18 protein-coding genes, 1 tRNA gene and 1 pseudogene are annotated in these 19,969 nt (G+C 40.9%); 5 read left to right on the top strand and 15 right to left on the bottom strand.

Annotation, left to right across the window (positions count from 1 at the left end; all coding sequences use genetic code 11):
* Nucleotides 1–8: 8 nt before the first annotated feature.
* A pseudogene (locus J7J01_03110) lies at nucleotides 9–389 on the top strand (class I SAM-dependent methyltransferase).
* Here J7J01_03110 and J7J01_03105 read toward each other — a convergent pair.
* The 3 genes from J7J01_03105 to J7J01_03095 are packed head-to-tail and all read right to left on the bottom strand — an operon-like array spanning nucleotide 320 to nucleotide 3,499.
* Entirely contained in the window at nucleotides 320–1,432 is a 1,113-nt protein-coding gene (locus J7J01_03105; GenBank protein MCD6209879.1) for a methionine synthase, read from the bottom strand. The pseudogene J7J01_03110 and the gene J7J01_03105 overlap by 70 nt on opposite strands.
* Entirely contained in the window at nucleotides 1,380–2,801 is a 1,422-nt protein-coding gene (locus J7J01_03100; protein MCD6209878.1) for a hypothetical protein, read from the bottom strand. The genes J7J01_03105 and J7J01_03100 overlap by 53 nt, the downstream gene beginning before the upstream one ends.
* On the bottom strand, nucleotides 2,798–3,499 hold the full coding sequence (locus tag J7J01_03095) for a hypothetical protein (GenBank protein MCD6209877.1): 702 nt from the start codon (nucleotides 3,497–3,499) through the stop codon (nucleotides 2,798–2,800). Before J7J01_03095 ends, J7J01_03100 begins: the two co-directional genes overlap by 4 nt.
* 65 nt (nucleotides 3,500–3,564) lie before the next feature.
* Between J7J01_03095 and J7J01_03090 the strand changes: the two genes are divergently transcribed.
* Both J7J01_03090 and J7J01_03085 read left to right on the top strand, forming a co-directional pair.
* Nucleotides 3,565–4,374 carry a PAC2 family protein gene (locus J7J01_03090; GenBank protein ID MCD6209876.1) on the top strand — a complete coding sequence of 270 codons (810 nt, stop codon included), beginning with the start codon at nucleotides 3,565–3,567 and terminating at the stop codon, nucleotides 4,372–4,374.
* Nucleotides 4,375–4,393: 19 nt separating this feature from the next.
* Complete coding sequence (locus J7J01_03085; GenBank protein ID MCD6209875.1) at nucleotides 4,394–5,986, top strand: tRNA uridine(34) 5-carboxymethylaminomethyl modification radical SAM/GNAT enzyme Elp3; 1,593 nt, start codon at nucleotides 4,394–4,396, stop codon at nucleotides 5,984–5,986.
* A 28-nt stretch (nucleotides 5,987–6,014) separates the two neighbouring features.
* On the opposite strand, the gene J7J01_03080 is transcribed toward J7J01_03085, so the two are convergent.
* Nucleotides 6,015–6,839, bottom strand: a complete 825-nt coding sequence (locus J7J01_03080; GenBank protein MCD6209874.1) for a hypothetical protein — start codon at nucleotides 6,837–6,839, stop codon at nucleotides 6,015–6,017.
* A gap of 24 nt (nucleotides 6,840–6,863) precedes the next feature.
* Nucleotides 6,864–6,946: transfer RNA gene (locus J7J01_03075), tRNA-Leu, on the bottom strand.
* Between the two features lie 188 nt (nucleotides 6,947–7,134).
* On the opposite strand from J7J01_03075, the gene J7J01_03070 reads away from it, so the two are divergent.
* Both J7J01_03070 and J7J01_03065 read left to right on the top strand, forming a co-directional pair.
* Nucleotides 7,135–7,425 (top strand): transposase zinc-binding domain-containing protein, encoded by a 291-nt coding sequence (locus J7J01_03070; GenBank protein ID MCD6209873.1) that lies wholly within the window; start codon nucleotides 7,135–7,137, stop codon nucleotides 7,423–7,425.
* On the top strand, nucleotides 7,371–7,610 hold the full coding sequence (locus J7J01_03065) for a hypothetical protein (GenBank protein MCD6209872.1): 240 nt from the start codon (nucleotides 7,371–7,373) through the stop codon (nucleotides 7,608–7,610). The genes J7J01_03070 and J7J01_03065 overlap by 55 nt, the downstream gene beginning before the upstream one ends.
* A 149-nt stretch (nucleotides 7,611–7,759) precedes the next feature.
* Here the strand turns inward: J7J01_03065 and J7J01_03060 are convergent, their stop codons facing one another.
* From J7J01_03060 to J7J01_03015, 10 genes are all read right to left on the bottom strand, one after another.
* Nucleotides 7,760–8,764 (bottom strand): hypothetical protein, encoded by a 1,005-nt coding sequence (locus tag J7J01_03060; protein MCD6209871.1) that lies wholly within the window; start codon nucleotides 8,762–8,764, stop codon nucleotides 7,760–7,762.
* Nucleotides 8,745–9,155, bottom strand: coding sequence for a hypothetical protein (locus tag J7J01_03055; GenBank protein MCD6209870.1), 411 nt, complete (start codon nucleotides 9,153–9,155; stop codon nucleotides 8,745–8,747). Before J7J01_03055 ends, J7J01_03060 begins: the two co-directional genes overlap by 20 nt.
* 12 nt (nucleotides 9,156–9,167) lie before the next feature.
* Nucleotides 9,168–10,052 carry a type III-B CRISPR module RAMP protein Cmr4 gene (gene cmr4 / locus J7J01_03050; protein MCD6209869.1) on the bottom strand — a complete coding sequence of 295 codons (885 nt, stop codon included), beginning with the start codon at nucleotides 10,050–10,052 and terminating at the stop codon, nucleotides 9,168–9,170.
* A gap of 3 nt (nucleotides 10,053–10,055) precedes the next feature.
* A complete protein-coding gene (locus J7J01_03045; protein ID MCD6209868.1) occupies nucleotides 10,056–13,193 on the bottom strand; it encodes a CRISPR-associated protein Csx11 in 3,138 nt (1,045 codons plus the stop codon).
* Nucleotides 13,194–13,195: 2 nt separating this feature from the next.
* A complete protein-coding gene (locus J7J01_03040) occupies nucleotides 13,196–14,038 on the bottom strand; it encodes a hypothetical protein (protein MCD6209867.1) in 843 nt (280 codons plus the stop codon).
* Complete coding sequence (gene cmr1, locus J7J01_03035) at nucleotides 14,031–15,338, bottom strand: type III-B CRISPR module RAMP protein Cmr1 (GenBank protein MCD6209866.1); 1,308 nt, start codon at nucleotides 15,336–15,338, stop codon at nucleotides 14,031–14,033. Before cmr1 ends, J7J01_03040 begins: the two co-directional genes overlap by 8 nt.
* 390 nt (nucleotides 15,339–15,728) lie before the next feature.
* The gene (locus J7J01_03030; GenBank protein MCD6209865.1) at nucleotides 15,729–15,926 is read right to left on the bottom strand and encodes a hypothetical protein; all 198 of its coding nucleotides are present in this window, start codon (nucleotides 15,924–15,926) and stop codon (nucleotides 15,729–15,731) included.
* A gap of 301 nt (nucleotides 15,927–16,227) precedes the next feature.
* Nucleotides 16,228–16,425: a hypothetical protein gene (locus tag J7J01_03025; protein ID MCD6209864.1), complete on the bottom strand. Its 198-nt coding sequence runs from the start codon at nucleotides 16,423–16,425 to the stop codon at nucleotides 16,228–16,230.
* Between the two features lie 359 nt (nucleotides 16,426–16,784).
* Nucleotides 16,785–18,755, bottom strand: coding sequence for a cadmium-translocating P-type ATPase (cadA, locus tag J7J01_03020; GenBank protein MCD6209863.1), 1,971 nt, complete (start codon nucleotides 18,753–18,755; stop codon nucleotides 16,785–16,787).
* 163 nt (nucleotides 18,756–18,918) lie between these two features.
* A complete protein-coding gene (locus tag J7J01_03015; protein MCD6209862.1) occupies nucleotides 18,919–19,254 on the bottom strand; it encodes a YhfC family intramembrane metalloprotease in 336 nt (111 codons plus the stop codon).
* Nucleotides 19,255–19,969: the final 715 nt, after the last annotated feature.

Below are 19,969 nucleotides of genomic sequence, written 5' to 3'. Positions count from 1 at the left end.
ATTGAGAAGGGCAGATAATTCTGGATTATGGCTGTGGTATAGGTCCTTACACTTTTCCTATCGCTAAGCTTGTAGGTAAGAGCGGGAGAGTGTATGCCCTGGACAGGCAGCCAGTGGCTGTAACGAGGATTGAAGAAGAGGCGAAAAAGCAAGGGCTTCGGAACATGATCACGATATTATCCGATAGGGAGACCGGCTTGCGTGATGATAGTGTGGATGTGGTTCTATTTTATGGTGTGCTTCCGGAGATTAAGGATAAGGAGTCAGTGCTGAGGGAATTGCACAGGGTTTTGAAAAAGGGGCACATACAAGCGACTACTCAATTACCCGCTCTGAACGCCCTTATACCATCTGCCGTATTCTTCAGTACCATAAATGCTAGTTCCTGAGAAGGGAACGATTTCAATCCGCAATCCGGACCCACATACCTTATTCGTTCATCAAATATAGAATATGCATGCTCCAATCGCCGCTTCACACGCTCTGGACTGTTATACTCACCTATTATAGCTTCTAAAATGGCTCTATCACTGAATGCTCTCGTATGATGTTTCTCATCGTATTCCGCAGCCATACTGAGTATATCAGTTCTTGAAATACCAACACGAAGGAACTTATCGTAATTCTCCAGCTGCTTCTTCTCTATCAGGTTCAATAACGCAGAATTCGCGGCTGATTCCACCCCTATCACCATTATACCCTTCACATGGCACACGAGTTCATAAAAGATGGGTGAATGCAGGTGTATTTGCGTATCAATACCTTTCTCGAATGCGAACTGAGATGCTACCTCCAGTGCCTTTATCATCCCTTCCTCCTCTATACGCGGGTCCAATCCTATGCTCGGCTCGTCTATCGAGACGCACCTGACCTCGTAATTCCGGGCTTGCTCTATGCTATGTTTTATGAATCTGCTAACCGATTTAGCGATGTTCAACAGTATATCAAGGTAGACCGGCGGCTGGAATTGGCTGTAATACAGCTCTATCGGTCCTGTAACACATATTCGCAACTTCAGGCGCTCACCCTTATCCGCTCTATACCTGGCAGCCAGCCCCTCAATCGCCTCTAACTCCACTATCCGCGCTTCCTCATCCCTTATCAGCAGTGGTGCTTCCGTCTTCTTATCATCCATAATCGGGTCACTAAACTGAGAGAGCATATTCTGGAATTGAGGATAATTAGGAAGTTCAACACCCGCATTTATCTTCTGCCACATCACATCTGCTATCATATTATACAATGCTTCTGCCTTTGCTTCTCGGCGTGTGGGTGCAGATGCAGATGCAGATGCAGATAGCTCAGCAAAAGCTTCTTTTAGCCATTCTCCGCTCGTGCCTTCGGGTAACGGATAGCTCCCTATATCGTCGTATATCATATCAGTTTGCTCGTGCTCTTTCTGAGTCATTATTATACTTATTATCTTCACCACCCTTAAATAGCACCTTATCCCAGTAATCAGCAATCTTCTCAGCTTTCTCCGCTGCTATCCCCCTGTACTGCTCCGCTTCAAATACCCGCTTCCTCTGCTCTGCTGTGAATCTATCCAGATAAATGCGCACCGAATCGTCAGCTTCTATAAGCTCTTTTAAACTCCGTCCGGTCTCATAAGCCTGAGCAGTCTTTATCCTCACGTATTCATGCGCATCTGGATGCCCGTAATAGGAGAGCAGGATATACAGAGGCTCAGCAATGATTGTATCTGCGGCAAGATTGAAATTCGCTCGCATACGCTCCCTGTCCACTTCTAAACGCTCGGAAATCCTTGTCAGTCGCCTCACACAGTGGTCAAATACCACCAATAACTCAGGTATGTAACGCTGAGAAGCGGAATTTGTAAGGTCTCGCTGGTGTTCCGAGACCTGATCGAGATGCGCAGTCACAATTTGGGGCATAAATCGCTTCCATAAACTCTTCACACCCTCAAAACCAACTGGATTACGTTTGTGCGGCATAGTTGAGGAGCCCACCTGCTTCGCATCCACCCTCTCTCTTACCTCTGCGATCTCACTCCTCTGTAAATGCCGCATATCATCACAGAAATTGGCAAGTACCGAGAAACTGCTTATCACTGCATGAATGAGGTCGCAGACCGGCTCAGGTGGCACGATCTGTGTGGATATCGCAGCAGGCTGTAGCCCGAGCACCGCTAACACATCACGCTCAAAACCTTCTGGGTCGTCAAGAATCAATGCTGAGGCATTGTATGCTCCTACTGCACCTGATAGCTTCCCTACAAGCCTGTCACTCGCTTCTTGCATCTTCAATATCCGTGTACCCCATCTGTTTACGTATTGTGCGAGTGCGAACCCGAAGGTTATAGGCTCTGCATGTTGCCCATGTGTTCGCCCAATCTGTAATGTCTCCTTCTCACGCCTGGTTAGTTTTAGCCATACGCGCTCCAGTGCTTTCATATCAGGAATGATTACCTCTTCCACTGCATCCCTATACCTGAGTGCATTCGCTGTATCCACAATGTCATAAGAGGTGGCACAGAGATGCACAAACGGTTTCGTATCATCGCTTACCTTCCGCTTCATTACATTTACCAGCGCTCTTATATCGTGCTTAGTCAGCTTCTCCTCTTCATAGACCTCTTCCGGGCTCACCTTCGATGCCGCTTCCTGTATCTCACGTGCCAGAGCCGCACTCAGCAGCCCTCTCTGAGAGAAGACCTCCGCAATTGCAGCTTCTACTCGCGCTTTATAACGCAGAAAAGCCTCCTCCGATAGATATCCCCTCAGTTCCTCCACTGCATACCGGTAGTCCGTAGGTGAGAACTCCTCAAACTTCATGCTCATGCTCCTGCACTCATGCTCATGCTCATCCTTATAAGCTCACAAGGATTATCAGTAACAACACCGTCAACACCATACGAAATCGCATTATTCAAATCATCTATTGTATTTACAGTCCATAAATATACTTCTATTCCCTCATATCCCACACAGGCATCAATGAATTCGCGAGTTATCCTCGAATATTTCGCAAAGATGATGTCTGCCTTCGCATCCTGTACCAGCCGCACGGGATTCACCGGGACACTTGCGATTATCACACCGGTCTTTATCTCTGGTGCCTTCTCCTTCAGGTTACGTAGTGAGGTGTGGATAAACGAGGAGATGATGACTTTATCCCCCAGACCCGCTTCTGTCACCTCTTCAAGTACCTGCCATTCCATACCTTCTTCCTTCAGTTCTATAACAAGCGGGCGTGAGTACCTCTTTGCTACTGAAAGAGCTTCAGATAGCTCCGGTATTCGCTCGCCTTTACCTGCATCAAGGGCTCTTAACTGCTCTATGGTCATATCACTGACCTTACCCGTCCCATTAGTGGTCCTTTCGAGCGTATCATCGTGTATCACCACCAATTTATGATCGCAGGTAAATCGGAGGTCAACCTCAACGGCATCTGCACCACACTCAAAAGCTTTATTCATTGCTCTGACTGTGTTCTCCGGTTCACTTGCTCTCGCTCCACGGTGGGCTATTATCTTCATCTCTAATGCTATACCAAATGGAGTCGCTAAGAAAAGGTTTTTGAAATAAAGATAAATTTTAAATTATGGGTATAACGAGAAGGGTGTGGGTGCACCATCGGGCTAACGATAATGAAGGATTGAAGGCGCAAATAGCGATCGTTGGAGCTTCTGGACTGAGGTCGGTTGGTAAGATAGTGATAAAGGAACTTATAGCGAGGCAGAAGCCAGGATTGCTCCTGGAGTTGTACTCTTATGGACTGCCAGGGGTCTATTATGGACCCTCTTATCTCGCTCCAGCCTCCGCTGCGGGCGTGGAGATAGGCAAAGGCGGCATTGTGGAGCTCCCGGGTGTGAGGTTCTATCTATTAAAGAAGAGAGGTATTATTATTGTGGATGGTTACCAGGCATATAATCCTCAAAACCAATACCTGCTTGCTGATAAGGTAACAGATTTGCTACGTGATTTCCACGTAAAAAGGCTTTTTTCGCTCGGTGCACAGGTAATAGAAGAGGGAATCAGGTGCTGCGCAACAGACCCCCACCTGCTGGTAGAGATGCAGGCATACGGGATTAAGCAAACGCATGTAGACAGGTTTATAGGCTTCTCCGGGCTTGTAACTGCGATGGGGCATAATAAGGGTATAGAAGGAGTTTGTTTATTTGCAAGTACGAGCCAGAACGCGGCAGACCCCGAGTATCCTGATTATACAGCGGCATCGGAACTGCTAGTCAAGTTGAGTGAGATATTACAGCTCGATGTGGACACATCTATATTAGAAGCGAAGAGTAGGGAGGAGAGTAAGCTGAGGGAAGAGGCGATACGGGAAGAGGAGAAACGTGCGATGAGGGAGAAACGGGAACGAGAACAGGAAGAAGCAAGAGGATACGTATAGAGAAAGAGAAGAGAAGAGAATGGAAAGTACTACCGCAACATACGAGATTGCATGCCGGGAAATAGCAGAGCTCATACAGAAGGGGGGATTAACAGAACCTGAGAGCATAAACCGTGCGAAGAAGGAGATAAGTGCAAGATATAAGCTATGTCACATCCCAAAGAATTCCGATGTGCTGAGATTCATTAGCAGTGGCAATGATAGTGGCAGTGGCAGCGAATTGAGAGAGAATCTGAAGCGGAAACGTATGAGGACCGCATCAGGCGTTGCTCCTGTCGCTGTTATGTCCTCTCCATATCCATGCCCTCATGGACGGTGTATCATGTGCCCTGGCGGTCCTTATTCCGATTTTGGATCGCCACAGAGCTATGTAGGCAGAGAGCCAGCAGCTATTAGAGCTGCTCAATGTAACTATGACCCTTACAGGCAGGTAACTGTGAGACTGCATCAACTGGAGGAGATAGGACACGATTTTGAGAAGGTGGAACTTATCCTGATGGGTGGCACACTGACTGCGAGACCCAGCTATTATCAACACTGGTTCGTCCAGAGATGCTTAAGTGCAATGAATGACTTCGGGAAGGCAAAGGCACGGCAGCGAGAGGTGAGAAATGTCGGTATCACATTTGAGACAAGACCCGATTATGCACGTGAGAGAGAGATAGACCAGATGCTGGAGATGGGCGCTACGAAAGTCGAATTGGGTGTGCAGCATGTGAAGAATGATATACTGGAGGAGATAAAGCGTGGACATTCCGTCGAGGATATAATAGAAGCGACCTGGAAGTTGAGGAACTCTGGCTTGAAGGTGGGCTTTCACCTGATGCTTGGATTGCCCGGCTCCTCAATAGAGGAGGATAAGCGCATGTTCGACCGTGTCTTCCATGACCACCGATTCATGCCCGATTACCTGAAGATATATCCCACACTGGTAGTCAGGGGTACTGAGTTGTATGAGCGTTGGAAACGAGGCGAATACAAGCCGATATGCGAGGAAGAAGCAATAGAAATCATCGCTTATGCGAAGAGGATAATCCCTAAATGGGTTCGCATACAGCGGATACAACGAGATATTCCGGCTCAATTCATAGAGGCGGGCGTAAAGAAGAGCAATTTGAGGCAGCTGGTGAAAGCTCGGCTGCAGACACTGGGCTATAAATGCAGGTGTATAAGATGCCGTGAAGCTGGTCTATCGCAGTTGCAGGGTAGAATCGTGGATGAGAGTTGTATCCGGCTGGTAACAGAGAGTTATGAGGCAGGTGACGGTATGGAATATTTCATCTCGTACGAAGATGTGAAGAACGACATTTTGATAGCTCATTTGAGGCTCAGGCTGCCTTATGAGTCTGCAAGCATCCATAGAACCGAACTTATGCACGCGGCTCTTGTTCGTGATTTGCATGTATATGGTGAATTGGTCCCTCCGGGTGAGTCAAAACATGCGAGCTGGCAGCATCGAGGCTATGGCACACGATTATTGAAGCGGGCAGAGGAGATTGCATCTGAGCATGGTTATCAGAAGGTAGCAGTAATGAGCGGGATAGGAGTACGCCCTTACTATGCGAAACAGGGATACAGGCGAGAGGGACCGTATATGGTGAAACAAATATGAATACCCTCTATCATATTCATAATCGTGATCATACAATCTCCACTCCGTACTCCGCACCAGTCATGGCAAGCTCCTTCCGCAGTTCTTTCAGAAACAGCCTGAACAGCTCGAGAGAGGAGTCAGCCCAGGCACTGAAATTGGTTTTTGCAAGTTCTTCTTCCATATCGTCCTTACTCGAGACTCCAAACTGCTTTACAGTAGCCCAATTCTTATCCAAATAGATGAACAGGGCAGTAGATGCGAAATGAACCGGAATAACGGGGTATTTAGAGCATAATTCGAGAATCAATTGCCGTTCCTTCTCCAGTTCATCTTCTTCTATTCCCGATTGCTGTATCGCTCGTAACCGTGCTTTCTCATATATCAATCTTTTCATTTCCCGATCGGGACTTCTGACCCTCTGCTCTGACAGCGCTTTATAAAGTTCGCCCTGCGCTAGCTCATGTTCTATCATATATCTAAGCATCAACTCACTTGCAGACGTTAGATACGCTTCGTTCAGTGCTATGATGGAGAACCATGTGCCACGGATAAAAAATCTGCGATGTATTGCAGTTCCATAATCCAGATAGTGGGGCGAGGGTGCCAATATAGAAGGAGCAAAGATAAGCGCCTTTGTCTTCAACAGTATTGTGCTCTTGACTCGATTCTCACCTACAAGCCTCTTTATCAATTCCTCCTCTTCTCGTGCCAGAGGCGTGTGTAGCGATGCGGGATTAAGAAGAGACACATCGTAAAAATTCAGTATTTTTATAATCTCATTCACTTCAAGCTTCTTTAGCATCTCTGCTACTTCTCCAGCCGCTCGTGCCAACCATCTTCTATCACCTTCCTCTAATTTGGATTTAGACACCACCATCTCTTATGCGGGTATGTATGCGGGGGGCAGGATTCGAACCCGCGAACCCCTTCGGGAGCAGATCTTGAGTCTGCCACCTTTGTCCACTCGGTAACCCCCGCTAAGTTAGCTTACAGTGATTAAAGAAATAGCTATTCAGGTTAAAAAAGTTTGTATTTTCATCACCTTCCTCTTTCTTCTCTATCTATAAAAACAAATATTCACGGATAATCACAATTGTAACCGGGACCGATACTGTCTCCTCCACTGGGTAGAGGTAAGAGAGGTAGAGAAGAGAGAAGTAGAGAATATGATGAGCTGCAAATGTCCCGATAGGGGGTGTTTCGTTTATTACAGTCCAAAATGCGAGGAATACTGCGAGATCTCATTGGGCTGCAATAGCACAGCCTATGCTCGGATTGCGATAAGCGGTACACAGCAATGGGCAAAGACGCTTAGCCGTAAGATGTTCAACGTGTCACATAGACACGCAGTAATGACCCTTCCAGACAAATTACGTCCGGTACTGAAAGAAAAGCGCCGACTGTGGAAAGTCGTTATGGACTCGGCGATAAAAGCGTTGAATGCCACCTTAGCATAGCACACGCATTGAGGAAGGAGGTACTGGCTGGTGTGATCATTGTACTACATCCCTTTGCCATGGATTTGGGCTTTAATTCGCTTATTACGAAGGCTATATCACCTTTAAAGCACATTACGAGTATCACGACCACGACCTTCAGCATCGTTATAGCTTCACTTTTGATAGATTGGGAAGTGATATGATGATCTTTTTGAATGGTTGGTGGAGAGGGTTAAAGTATTTGTCACTCCGCGATAACCTTCCTCAGCCATTACGCCATTTTATACACCGCTTTTATCAGTTCATTAACCAAGTATGCCTTGCTTGGTCCTCGCACTGTGGGGTTTATATTTCAGTGGGGTGCATTTGCATTATAACATTCCTCCAGAGTACCATCCCAATTCAATTTACAGTTTATATCTTCTTCTAACACAGTTCCTGGTGAGAAATAAAACTCTGGCTTTGAAATAATCCTTTCAGGTTTTTCAGCCCCTTCGGATTCTTTTTTGCCATCAGAAGATTTATTACTGCAAATATTGCCATTTTCCTCTGTTGTATCTTTTTCTTGCAATTTCTTAGGGTCATAAAATCCTATTCCCGTAAAGAGTTCAATATTTCCTTCAAATTTCATATTTCTATTATATTTTAAATGGGCGACCAATGGTTTCCCTTGTTTTATTTCTATTTTTTCAGGAATATCACCCCACTTAAAAGGAGCAGTCTTTGGGAATTCTACTCCTGAAGCCAATTGGACATGCCCAAAGCCATACTTTGACTCACCACCTAAAATCAATTCTGAGATTATATTGTCAATAAAAATGCCGTTGTCTATTTTAAAATCTTTATCATTTATCTTTGCATCCTTTTTAATCCAGATGCATCCGGCAATCATCACTGGCTTTATATCTCCATTCTCATCCCTAAACCTGTTGTTTATAAACTCAATCTCATGCAAACTCTTATCCTTTGCAGTTCTGGTTTCATCTTCTATCCCTGTTGAAACGATACACCCTATGAACCTATGCTCAAATTCTGCCTTTGTTATATTTCCATATTTCATTCCTTTGTCTATATAATGAGGGAGATAGATTGTTTTTCCATCATAAAGATAAAAGTATGAGAATCTAAAATTCTCCATAACTTGCTTACCGATTTTCTTGTAATCGTCTGCCTCTGGCACTTTGCATAAATGCTCTGTTATCCTTTTAGTCACAGCGCCCCAAAAGTTTCTTCCCGGGACATAATAGCGAGTAGGTGAAACAACAGAGCCTTTGAAAGGCATATATCCAATATGGAGCGGGCTTTTCAAGCGGAAGACAAAGTTTTCTTTTTGCCACCTATTCTCGCTCATCCCCATCTCCACCTTCTTTTACCTTTGCATGATACAATGCATAGGTCAATGTGCGTGCAAGCAGTTTTTTCATAAAGAGAACTTTATCAATGTCTTTATCTTTAGCAACTTCCCTCAACTTTTCGCAAAACTTGCTGAAATCTTCGCCATTAAAGTTTTCCGACTCCTTCAGAAGATATTTTTTAATTTCTCCTTCATTTATATGATTTATGAGTTCCTTTCTTATTCTCTTAGACTTATCCTTTTCTTCAAGCCATAAGAACATTGCATAAATCCCATCTTCCTGCAAAACGCCAAGAGCCTTTCTTAGATTGTTTTCAAGCTTGGAATCACTGATTTCGCTTATCTTCTGACCGTATTCCATGCATTTATAATCAAGATTGAGCATCTGTCTCACCCCTATTACCTATTAGAATCTTCTACTTTTTACTTTAACTAACTCAAGCCTGCCAAAGCCCCTTGTTCCCATTCCGCCTGTGCCAAGATTCTTAAAGTATGGTGAAACTCCCTTTATTATGTCGTTAACAACATCAGGATTTATACCCCTTTGTTCTACCAGAGCATTATCTATACCAATTTCAAATCCAAGCACCGTTCCCCGTGGTATTGCCTCATAAGTGAATAACTTCCCTGCTTCCGCAGTTCCTGTCTCTGGGTCTATTCTTACAGAGGTTCTTACCTCAAGATTGTCATTTACAATATGAGAGAAGAGTTTCTCTGACACCACAGCTATCCTTTTCACCCATTTATCCATACCTGAAGGCAAAACTAATTCCTGCCCGTTTTCAGGTTTTTTAATATCAAGCAACAGCCAGCCAAGATTCAATGGTCTCTCTGTATCTATCCCTTTAATTGCATATGCATCATCACCTATTTCGTCTGGTATTTCTATCTTTTCTCCTTTTTCATCTTTTATTCTCTCACACCAGTATTCAATCAGCTCTTTTGTTGTAATCCACACAGTGCCCTGGATTGAGGAAACAGGAAATAGGATTATCTGCCCATCGTAGAACCGCAAGATACCTTTTTTGGATTCAGTGCCAAATACTTCCTCTGTATCTATATTCTTAAGTTTCTTATTAGAATCTTCTTTCTTTTTATCATCCTCTTTTACAATCTCTGCAAACGCCCTTACAACACCTGCAATTGAAGTTCCCGGTATCTTCGGAATATCCGTTGCAGGGTCTCTCACAATAGTATTGTCCACCCTTCCAAGCCTGTAGCCGCCTGCCCCTATGTGGATCGGGTCAAGCGCTCTTGCATATATCTTTTTGGGTTTTAATCCGTCATTCATTTTTCATTCACCTCCGTATTTTATTACATGCCTGAAAAGGATAATCGTATCAAGTAAAAGTCCATTAATGGCGGTGTTTATAAGGAAAGATCTGGTTTCTTCTTTCAACCCTTTCCATTTATCGCCAAAAGCATCTTTTAAAGTAGCCTCAGCAAACCCCCTTAAAACGACTTTCTTATTTCCATCTTCAATGTTTCTCCATTCTCTTAATTTAGAAGTAAGCATCTCTCCAATGAAGTTTATCTGTGAGCTTGAAAGATTTTCTGATAAGATGTCCCATAACTCAAGCATTTCTGAGATCTGATAAAAATAGTAAGGTCTTCCTGTAAATAGTTTATAATCCTCTCCGCCCCTCTTTTTGCCCTTGTAATATATGCCATACCTATCAGTTGTTCCCAAAAGCAAATCAAACTCAAAATATCCAGGATATAAAGAGAAAATTTTCCCTTTGGAAACAGAGGATAAATCATCAAGTGTGTATTTTTCACCCTCTTCTACTGGTTTCGTTGGGTAAAAACTGTAATACCATCCATATCTATGCCCATTCACATCCCACCAGGGGTTCATAGGCTCCTGAGTTTTAAATTCGTCTCCTTCAAGCATCCTCTTTTCTGCATCAAGGAGAATATAAAGCGGGAACTTTCTTTTTGCCACTAACAATTTAACATTTAATGGCAGTTTCCCAAGCACCTTCTCAAATCTATCATTGTAGAGTTTTGTGATCAACTCTATAATTTTCATTGAATCCGATGCAGGAACTATTAAGCGAAGCGACAGCGGTGATTTGTTGATTTCAATTAGCGGATAGTAGTCTTCTGGTTTGTCATCAACTTTTATTTCATCTGATTTTACCTCATTAATCAGCAGATTTTTATCTGGTTCATCTTCCAGTACAATGTGTTTAAATCCTTGATTCAATGCCTCTTTAACGGCTTCTTCTCCTATCTTGTTGTTATCTCCTATCTTGCTGTTAAGCTTAAATTTTTCAAGGGATTCTATCGTGTAGAACCCGCCATCCCTATTGTGAAAAACGAGGAGACATTGTGGGTCTAAATTGTCTATTTTGAGTATGTAGGGGGTAGTATCTTTTATTCTGTATACCTTTCCACTTTCTTTATCAAAAATAAACTCGTAAAATATCCTTTTAGTTTCTAATTTTACTTTGTATTTATATTTATCTTTTAAAATCTTAATTTCTCTCTTACCAACCTTAATTTTTATAATATCTTCATCTGCCTCTATTTCAGCAGATTCATCCTTCTGTATTACCCCAAGATTTTTGAGGAACGAAAGAATGTCCTCTTTTTTAGGACTGTTCCAATTAAACCAGTAAAAATTATCCATATCAATAGTGAATTTTACCCTTCTCCATTTATTGCTATAAATCTCATCCCGTATTTTCCCCATCACCAAATCAAAAAATTCCTCCGTTTCCCGCCATATCCTGTATAAACGGGCAGGAGATGGGTTCTGGGTGAAGAACCAAGATAGAATATTATTTGGATCATTTTTTATTTCATTCGGAACATTATCTGCATTTCCATCTTCCATAAAACATTCAAGTAATACATTCGCTTCAGTTTTACTTTGATTTTCTGTAATCCACTTTGCAATATTTAAAGCATCTTCTCTAAGGTTGCCTGTTTGTTTAATCTTCTTATCTTTTAAAATATTCTGAGTGGCTTTTTTCTTATACCTCTCTCCATTTTTCCAATCCACAAAACTCTGTGAATAAATCGTTCCAATCATCGTTCCATCAAGCCACTTATCAAGATTAAAACTCAGAGAAATTAAAGCAACCCGATTATTTTTATCTGCGATCTCATGAATCCATATTGTATATTCACTGTTTGAAAGCCATTGCTTAACTCTTCCCCTTCTTCTATTCTCGCAAATCTCACATCTTTCCGCTTTCTCATGCTTTGGTCTTATCCTGCAAATGGGACAAATATCTATTTTTGCATCTTTATTTTTCTCTCTTATCTTATTAACCAATCTCTCAAATTCAGCTTCCAGATCAAAATTACTTTCAATATTTTCCTGCTTCTCTCCTTCTTCTTTTTTAATAAAAAGAGTTGGACTCATCTTTGGTATCTGCCTCATTTCGGATGCAAATTTCAATTCCTCTGCAATAATGGTAAGCGTGCCGGATGCTCTACTCAATGTGAAGAATGGCCAGAGTTCATTATTACTTTCCTTGTAAATGATTTCTAAGGCCTTTTTTGTACATTCTTTGGCAAGTTTTTTTGATTTGTCATTTAGATCTGGAAATGTGAAATAAATCCCATTCGTGTCTTCATAGATTGCATTACCCACCGGTATCTCGTCCTCAAATTTATTTCTCAACCTTTCTTTGATATTCTCAATGATCTCTTCCCTTGCCTTGATCTCGGCAATCTTTCTTCCTCTATTTATAAATTCTATCCCATCCCAGCAGATACCGAATATTCTCCATTGCGGCTTTTGGGGGTCTATCTTTGCTCCACAAACTTTTGCCGCCAGAAGGGATTTAAACAGTGATGCAGTAGAATATGAATGGTCCCAGAGAGTAACATCGTTTGACGGTATTCTTGTCTCTCCAAGAGCATGAGAAAAATATGCTTTGAATGCGTTTATTAAAGATTCTCTAAAGCAGGTAAGGCTCATTGTTCCCGGGATATAACTTCTAAATAATCCGGTCAGATTGTCTTCCAGATCCTCAAATCTCTTCTGAAAACACACAAGGTCTATCTTCTCTTTCTTGTATCCAAATAGAGATGCTATCCATGTATCATCAAGATGCTGCTTCTTCCTTACAATGCCTTTATCGTCGGCAGAATCCTTTTTATCACTCCCTTTCAAAAGTTTTATAATATCATCTACTATTTTCTTTTCATCTCTCTCGTGATGTTGTGTTATGAGATTATATATATTTGTTTTTTCACTCCCAATGCTCACATCAAACTTGCTGTTTTTGATCTGTCCTACTAACTCAGATTTTAAAAATTTATCTATCTGAGCATGAGTATCTGGTGCAGCTTTTTCTATAGATTTACTTTTAACAAAATCAGGATGCAATTTCCCGATATCGTGTAGCAGTGCTCCAATTTCTCCTATTAATATTGTCTTTCTGCTATTTTTGATTATATTAATCATTCTCATTTTCATTCACCATCCTTAACATTATTATTTACTGTGGCGTACAGCATTGAGAAAATATCCTTTTTATCTTCAGGACGGACGACAACATCATCTTCTTTCAATTTCTCAATCACTCCAAAACCAGAAGTCTTCTTCGCTGAGAATCCGTAAGTGTAGAACATAAGTTTCAGTGTTTTAGCAAAAAATCTAAGATCTTCTTCAACTTCTTCCTCTTTGAAATCTTTTCCCCTTGAATGTGGGATGTAAAGAAGATGAAAATCTCCTTTTGCTCCACTTTTCATAACTTCAAGTGATATCGGTCCTCGTGCTGGTGTTCTTGTATCCCTTTTCAGTGGTGTTATAACATCCCCTCCTGCCTCTTCTTCAAAGAATGTTGGAAAGAAGTAAAGCCTGCCTTTTAAAGCAGTTTCATCATCTGATTCTGAACCAAAAAGACGTCTTACTATCTCTCTTCTAGTTCTTTCATCTAATTTTTTGCCATTTATTTCATCAACTCTTCCAGCCGCAAACCTCAAATGTCCCTTCCATGTTGAAGGTCTTACCATCGGAAGTCCTGTAAATTTATCTCTCACAATGGGATTTTCAAAGATTTTACCTTCAATAATGTGAAATTCCCCTTCATCCCTGCTTGTGTAGGGTTTTTTCATAGTGAAAGAGATTTTTATGAGGACAGAGTTTTTCGGGAGATATTCCAGATCTTCTGGATTGGGGTAGAAATTACAGATGCTTTTGTTTTCTTTGTCCTCTACTACTTTATTCAATATTTCTTTTTTATTCCTGGCAATTTCTATGTCAATATATCTTTCAGCCTTAGAAAGGTAATAATCAAAAATCTTTTCATTCATAAAAATCACCTCCAGAATCTAAAAGTATATGAGGATTTATGTCCCACTTCTCCCAAATACTTTCAACAATGACAGGATTATCAGTTAGACCAAAAGTGTTTTTCCAAAACTCTTCACTTTTGATATTGGACTGTAACATATTTTTCACATCGTCTCTTTTAGTTCCTAACTTTTCTGGCAAATCTGGAATCCAACCCCATATCTTCATTTCCCATTCTGGTTTTTTCCCCTTTTTAAAAGCATTTTTGTTATAAATGTGAGATACAAAAATCTTTGAACCCGTTTTTTCCAAAACGTCTTGCTCTTTTATTCCCCCATTTTTACAGGTAGTGCAATAGTACATTCCTTTGTTATTCCTATCATCTACTACAGAGTGTTCCCAGCAAACCTGATGTATTGGTTTGAGTTTTCCCTTAACGCTAACAAAACCCATTAAATAATGGCGTAATACATCATTATTAAATAACCCTCGTAAAGATCGCCTTACCCAAGGAGATGTGGGGATGTAAGTGTAGGATTCAAAGGTTTCGTTTAGTGGTAAATGGCCCTTTAAGTCATCCATTGTTTTATAAATACTGGAACTCACAATTTTTCGTATTTGGGAAATAGATTCATTTTTAAATGGTATTCTGCAAAAGAAAAATCGATCAATTCGTGGTAGGGGCAACCTGGAATTTTTTTCTTGTGAAAAATCCCGGTTTATAAATACATTGGAAAAATTAACCTCGTCTTCAATATGCACTATTCCAAATCCTTTTTGAACTCCTGCACCCAAGCCCCATTCTGCAGCAATTTTAAGTAATAATTTAATCAATTCCAGTTTATCTTTTTCAGAATAAAAAACTAATTTATACTTTCCTATTAAACCTCCATTTCTTTTATAGGTCTTACCTGATGAATCGTAATAGCCTAAGAAATATGGCTTTTTAGAACCAGATGGTTTAGCAATGATAAAAAGTGCAAAAGAGTTATTTAGAGCTTCAGTATGAAGAAAAAACTTCCTGCTCCAACCCGTGCACCCGAACAATTCGCAGGCATCGCAGTGATTCCTCCCTTCACACTTTGAATTAGTCGGATCACATGCATTCCCGCCCAATCCTCTGATTAATGCCTCATACCACCATCTCAAACTCCCAATTATTCCTGTTTCTCTAATCTCATTAGATTTTCTTTCTGCATCGCCGGTCCATAAAGGGGTTAAAGCTTTAATTTTAACCGTGTATTCTTCCATCCCACCTTCCTTCACCTTCGCCTTCAACACTTTATTTGTTTCTGTTCCAGTTCCAAATATCTCTATCACCTTAATAATTATGGTTATAGCATATTAAGTTCTATATGGCTCATTATATTTATGTTCTGCTATATATCCAGTATCTCCGAATACTCTTTGGGAATGATGACAAAAGAAGATATTTCAAACGTTTCAGGCAAATATAATCGAGCTTTTTTTCCATAAATTCATTGCGGATGGTATACTCAGCGAATTTCGCGACAGAAAAAAAGTAAAAATAGCAAAAAAGCCGCATTAACAGTCCTTCTGTAAGCTAATCCTGTCACTGTAGCCAAATTTCTCGATCACCCCTTCATAGATCCCATCTATAGGATCTTTATCCCTCAAAATACCCTTCTCTTTAAGGATAGAGATCGGTGCAAATACCGCTGTTTTGACGATGCTTCGCCTGAACAGGGTTCAGTGTCCCTCTATGCTCGTGCAGCCCCGCCCTGCACCTTTCTTTAACCATTCCTTGAACCTGGCGTATTTCGGAACCATGATTATATATCTATATCGCAGGTTGAGCTCCTGTAAGACCTTTATGACGCCACACGTGTAAAATCCATGGTCAAAAAGGACAACCTCAATTGGTATGAGCGATTTTACGAATACCAACAGCCCCCCCTCATATAATAACCCGTTTCCATGCTTATTTTTGTGATCGGGATGGCGTGAAGGATGAATTTCAAATCGCTGGACACAATGGATACAACGATGTATTTGTATGATCCGGTAGCCCCTTTGACGCCGTTTGTGTAATTGTGGATCCACAAATTCTTTATCTTACCGTAAAACGGTTCATAGGTCTCATTAATTGCGATAATGAATCGTCTCTTTCTTATCTGCCTCTTCACGACTTTTTGACTTTTTTGTATTCCTGTAGTATCAGGTCAAAGCTGGCACACTCAGACAATCGTCAAAAAAGCGTATCACTGTCTGACAATCCAGGATCAAGACCTTTGACGGTCTCCACGTAATCCTTCGCCTGCGCTGCATTCATTATAAGTTGTACGAATGTCCTTACAGCATATCTTGCCCCTGATACTGGATGCTCCTCGTTGAATAGCCAGTGGAACACTAAGGACACTATGAAATTCCTTACCGAATATCTCATAGCGATAGAATTCTCGTACAATTACAAAAACAAAAAAAACCTTTCTTTCAAAAAGAAAGCTTTACCAAGAAATATTATACCTCATGTGCTATAAAAAAGCTTTTAGTCAGATTTTAACTTTTAGTATCGCTTCTTTAAAAGACATCTGTATGCCTCGTTTTTATACGAGGTACAACTAACAACTATTGTACAATAACGTTATTACCGATATTAGTTACGGAACGAGAAGCGAAGACGGAAAAGCCGCATGGGAGAACATGATGTCTATACTCGATACTTGCAATAGGAATGGGATGGAAACATTATAAATTGAAAGAGAATCTAATTTGACTGCAATATAAATTCAGTACTTCCTTCGGTCATTTTAAAATCCTTGTAGTATTTAATATTGCCAGCAATGCGACACCCACGTCAGCAAATACCGCCTCCCACATAGTTGCCAGTCCAAGGACGCCTATAGTCAAGAATATCCCTTTAATTCCCAATGCAAAACTGATGTTCTGCCAGACTATGCCCCTGGTTCTTTTCGCAATTTTAACAGCCTCATGAAGTTTTGATGGTTCATCGGACATTAAAACTATATCCGCCGCTTCTATTGCAGCATCTGACCCCAGTGCTCCCATAGCTACACCAATGTCTGAACGCATTAATACAGGAGCATCGTTTATACCATCTCCAACAAACGCTATTAAGTCTTTATTATTTGCCTTCTTTTTCATCAATTCTTCTATCTTTTCTACTTTTTGTTGTGGCAGTAATTCTGCAAAATACTCATCCAATCCCAGTTTTTGAGAAACTGCTTTTGCAACTTCTTGACTATCACCTGTGAGCATTATCTGCCTTTTTACTCCAATGTCTCTAAGTTTTTGAATAGCGGTCCCTGTATCTTCTTTGATTTCATCAGAGATGATGACATAACCCGCATATTTATGGTCAATTACGACATGAACCACCGTTCCTTTCACATCGCAGGTATCGTGTTCGATATTTTCTCTGTGGAGAAGTTTATCATTTCCAAGTAAAACATAATGACCTTCTACTCTTGCTTTTATGCCGTACCCGGAAATTTCCTCATAGCTTTCTATTTTCCTCACATCTATCTTTCCTATCTTTCTATTAAAGGCTTCAAGTATTGATTGAGCAATAGGGTGGCTGGATTGACTTTCTGCATGTGCAGCAAATTTTAATATTTTATCCTCTGAAAATTTATTTTTGGTGACAATTTTGGTAACCCTGAAAACGCCCTTTGTCAGGGTCCCGGTTTTATCCCACACAATAGTATGAAGATTATTCAACCCCTCCAAATAATTTGAACCCTTTACCAGAACCCCTCGTTTGGATGCTGCACCTATCCCCCCGAAAAATCCCAGAGGAATCGAAATCACCAGGGCACATGGGCAGGATATCATCAAAAATATGAGTGCTTTGTATATCCATTCTGAGAAAGTTTCTTCATGAGCAAACATGGGGGTAAATGCTGGAATATGATAAAGTATCACCGGTACTATAGCAAGGATAAAAGCGCCAAAAACTACTGCAGGAGTATAATATTTTGCGAATTTAGTGATAAATTTCTCAGTATGAGCCTTTTTACTGGCGGCATTTTCCACTAAATCCAATATTTTAGATACAGTAGATTCGCTGAATTTCTTTGTTACTTGAACAGTTAAAAGTCCTGTTTTGTTTATCATCCCCGAAAGGATTTCATCTTTTGCTTTTACCTTTCTTGGCACCGATTCCCCAGTTAAAGCAGATGTATCCACCAGCGAGGAACCATCTAAAACAATCCCATCAAGCGGAACCTTTTCACCTGGTTTTACCATGATTATATCGCCAACATTGACCCCATTGGGGGCTACTTTTTTTGTTCCCCCGTCTATCTTTAAATTTGCATAATCCGGTCTTATCTCCATTAAAGATTTAATTGATTTTCGAGAGCGATTTAATGCTATATCCTGAAGTAATTCACCAATTTTAAAAAACAGCATAACTGCTACGGCTTCAGGAAATTTCTTTATTGCAAAAGCGCCTGCTGTAGCCACGATCAACAAGAAATTTTCATCAAAGACTTCTCGGCGAAATACATTTCTAATAGCCTTCCAGACTATATCTCTTGCGATAAGGATGTAGCTCAACAAAAATAGGGATAATCCCAACCCGAAGGGCAATTTGAATATTAAAGCTCCCGCATATATTAATATTCCTAATCCAAGAGTCATAATCTCCTTTTTCATACTGAAATCTTCTTTCTTTTCTCCTGTTTCACATACCTCCTTACAGACCTCCTTTGTATTGTTCATGTCAGAGTTGTTAGTGAGCTTATCCAACATATTACTTCCTTCCGTTAGCTACCAGCTACCAAAAATTTCATCTGACGTCGTCCAGCGGGTATATGAATTCCAAGCGAAGCCTGATACCCGTTTGTTATGTGACCCATAGGGCTAGGTTGCGAAGCAACCGCAGAGTTCCACTGCTCGTTTATTTTAATTGCTCTCATCTGCACTCTAATACACATCCTATGTTCTTGATTTCCACTGCTTTACTCAAAAATATTTTTTCTACGCACATAATAACCAAAGCCACTGCGGCAAATATCGCTACTATAGATTCAACCTGCCATACAGTCAAAGATGAATAATATCCTAGAGTAGGCGCAACAAAATCCACGATGGTGTGGAGAGATATAGCAATGCCAAGTATCCAACGATTTCTCAGGCTATGCATGACCAGTAAAGCAGATCCTACGTGAATGCAGACTGCCAGATTTCGTTCAACTGCACCGGCAAGCATCTCTGAGAAATTCTGCGTTTCTGTGCCCACGATTGCCATTTTAATTATCGGAATGCAATATATCAACAAGATTTCAACGAGAGCCGCACCCAACCCAAAGGCAACGCCATTAAACCATGTTCTCTCCTCAACAAAGGATTTTAGGAATTTATACGAAAACCCTCCTCAAAGATTCCCGCTAAGGTCGCACTAAACCCTATGAACCTTATTGGTGGTAGTTGAGGAGAACCAATAAGAAAATAAGTTGGTTGGAGTATAGCACTCCTGATGAGAGCAACAAGCCATACAAGTGCACCCAAACCTACAATTGTGAGTAATTCTCTATCTCTTGTACGAAGATAGATGACTGTACAGACAGTAGGAGCCACTGCGATGGCGAAAAGGAGGAGTAAAACTGATATTTGCGTAATATCATCCCCAATTTAATTTAAACAATCATTTATTTTTCTTGCTAATCCTTGTGTCCCATACATTGAACCAAGACCATTTATGACATTTCGGACATCGCATATATCTCTTCTTTCCAAATCTTATACTTGTAAAAGATGCAAAAGGAATCCACTTATACACAAATTCATAGCCACATTTGGGGCATTTTAATTTGCTTTTCATACTTCTCCTCTTGGGATTGTTGATCTATAAACTATATCAATCTCAATCATATAATAAATGTTGAAAGTGAGTGGGGTGCACCCCTGAGTGCTTAAAAATCCCCCTCAGTGACATGCTCAGATTGAAAGGAATATTTATCGAG

The sequence above is a fragment of the Methanophagales archaeon genome (genome assembly GCA_021159465.1).
Lineage (GTDB): Archaea > Halobacteriota > Syntropharchaeia > Alkanophagales > Methanospirareceae > G60ANME1.
Note: the sequence above shows the minus strand (reverse complement) of the source record. Positions and strands in the feature narration are given on the sequence as shown.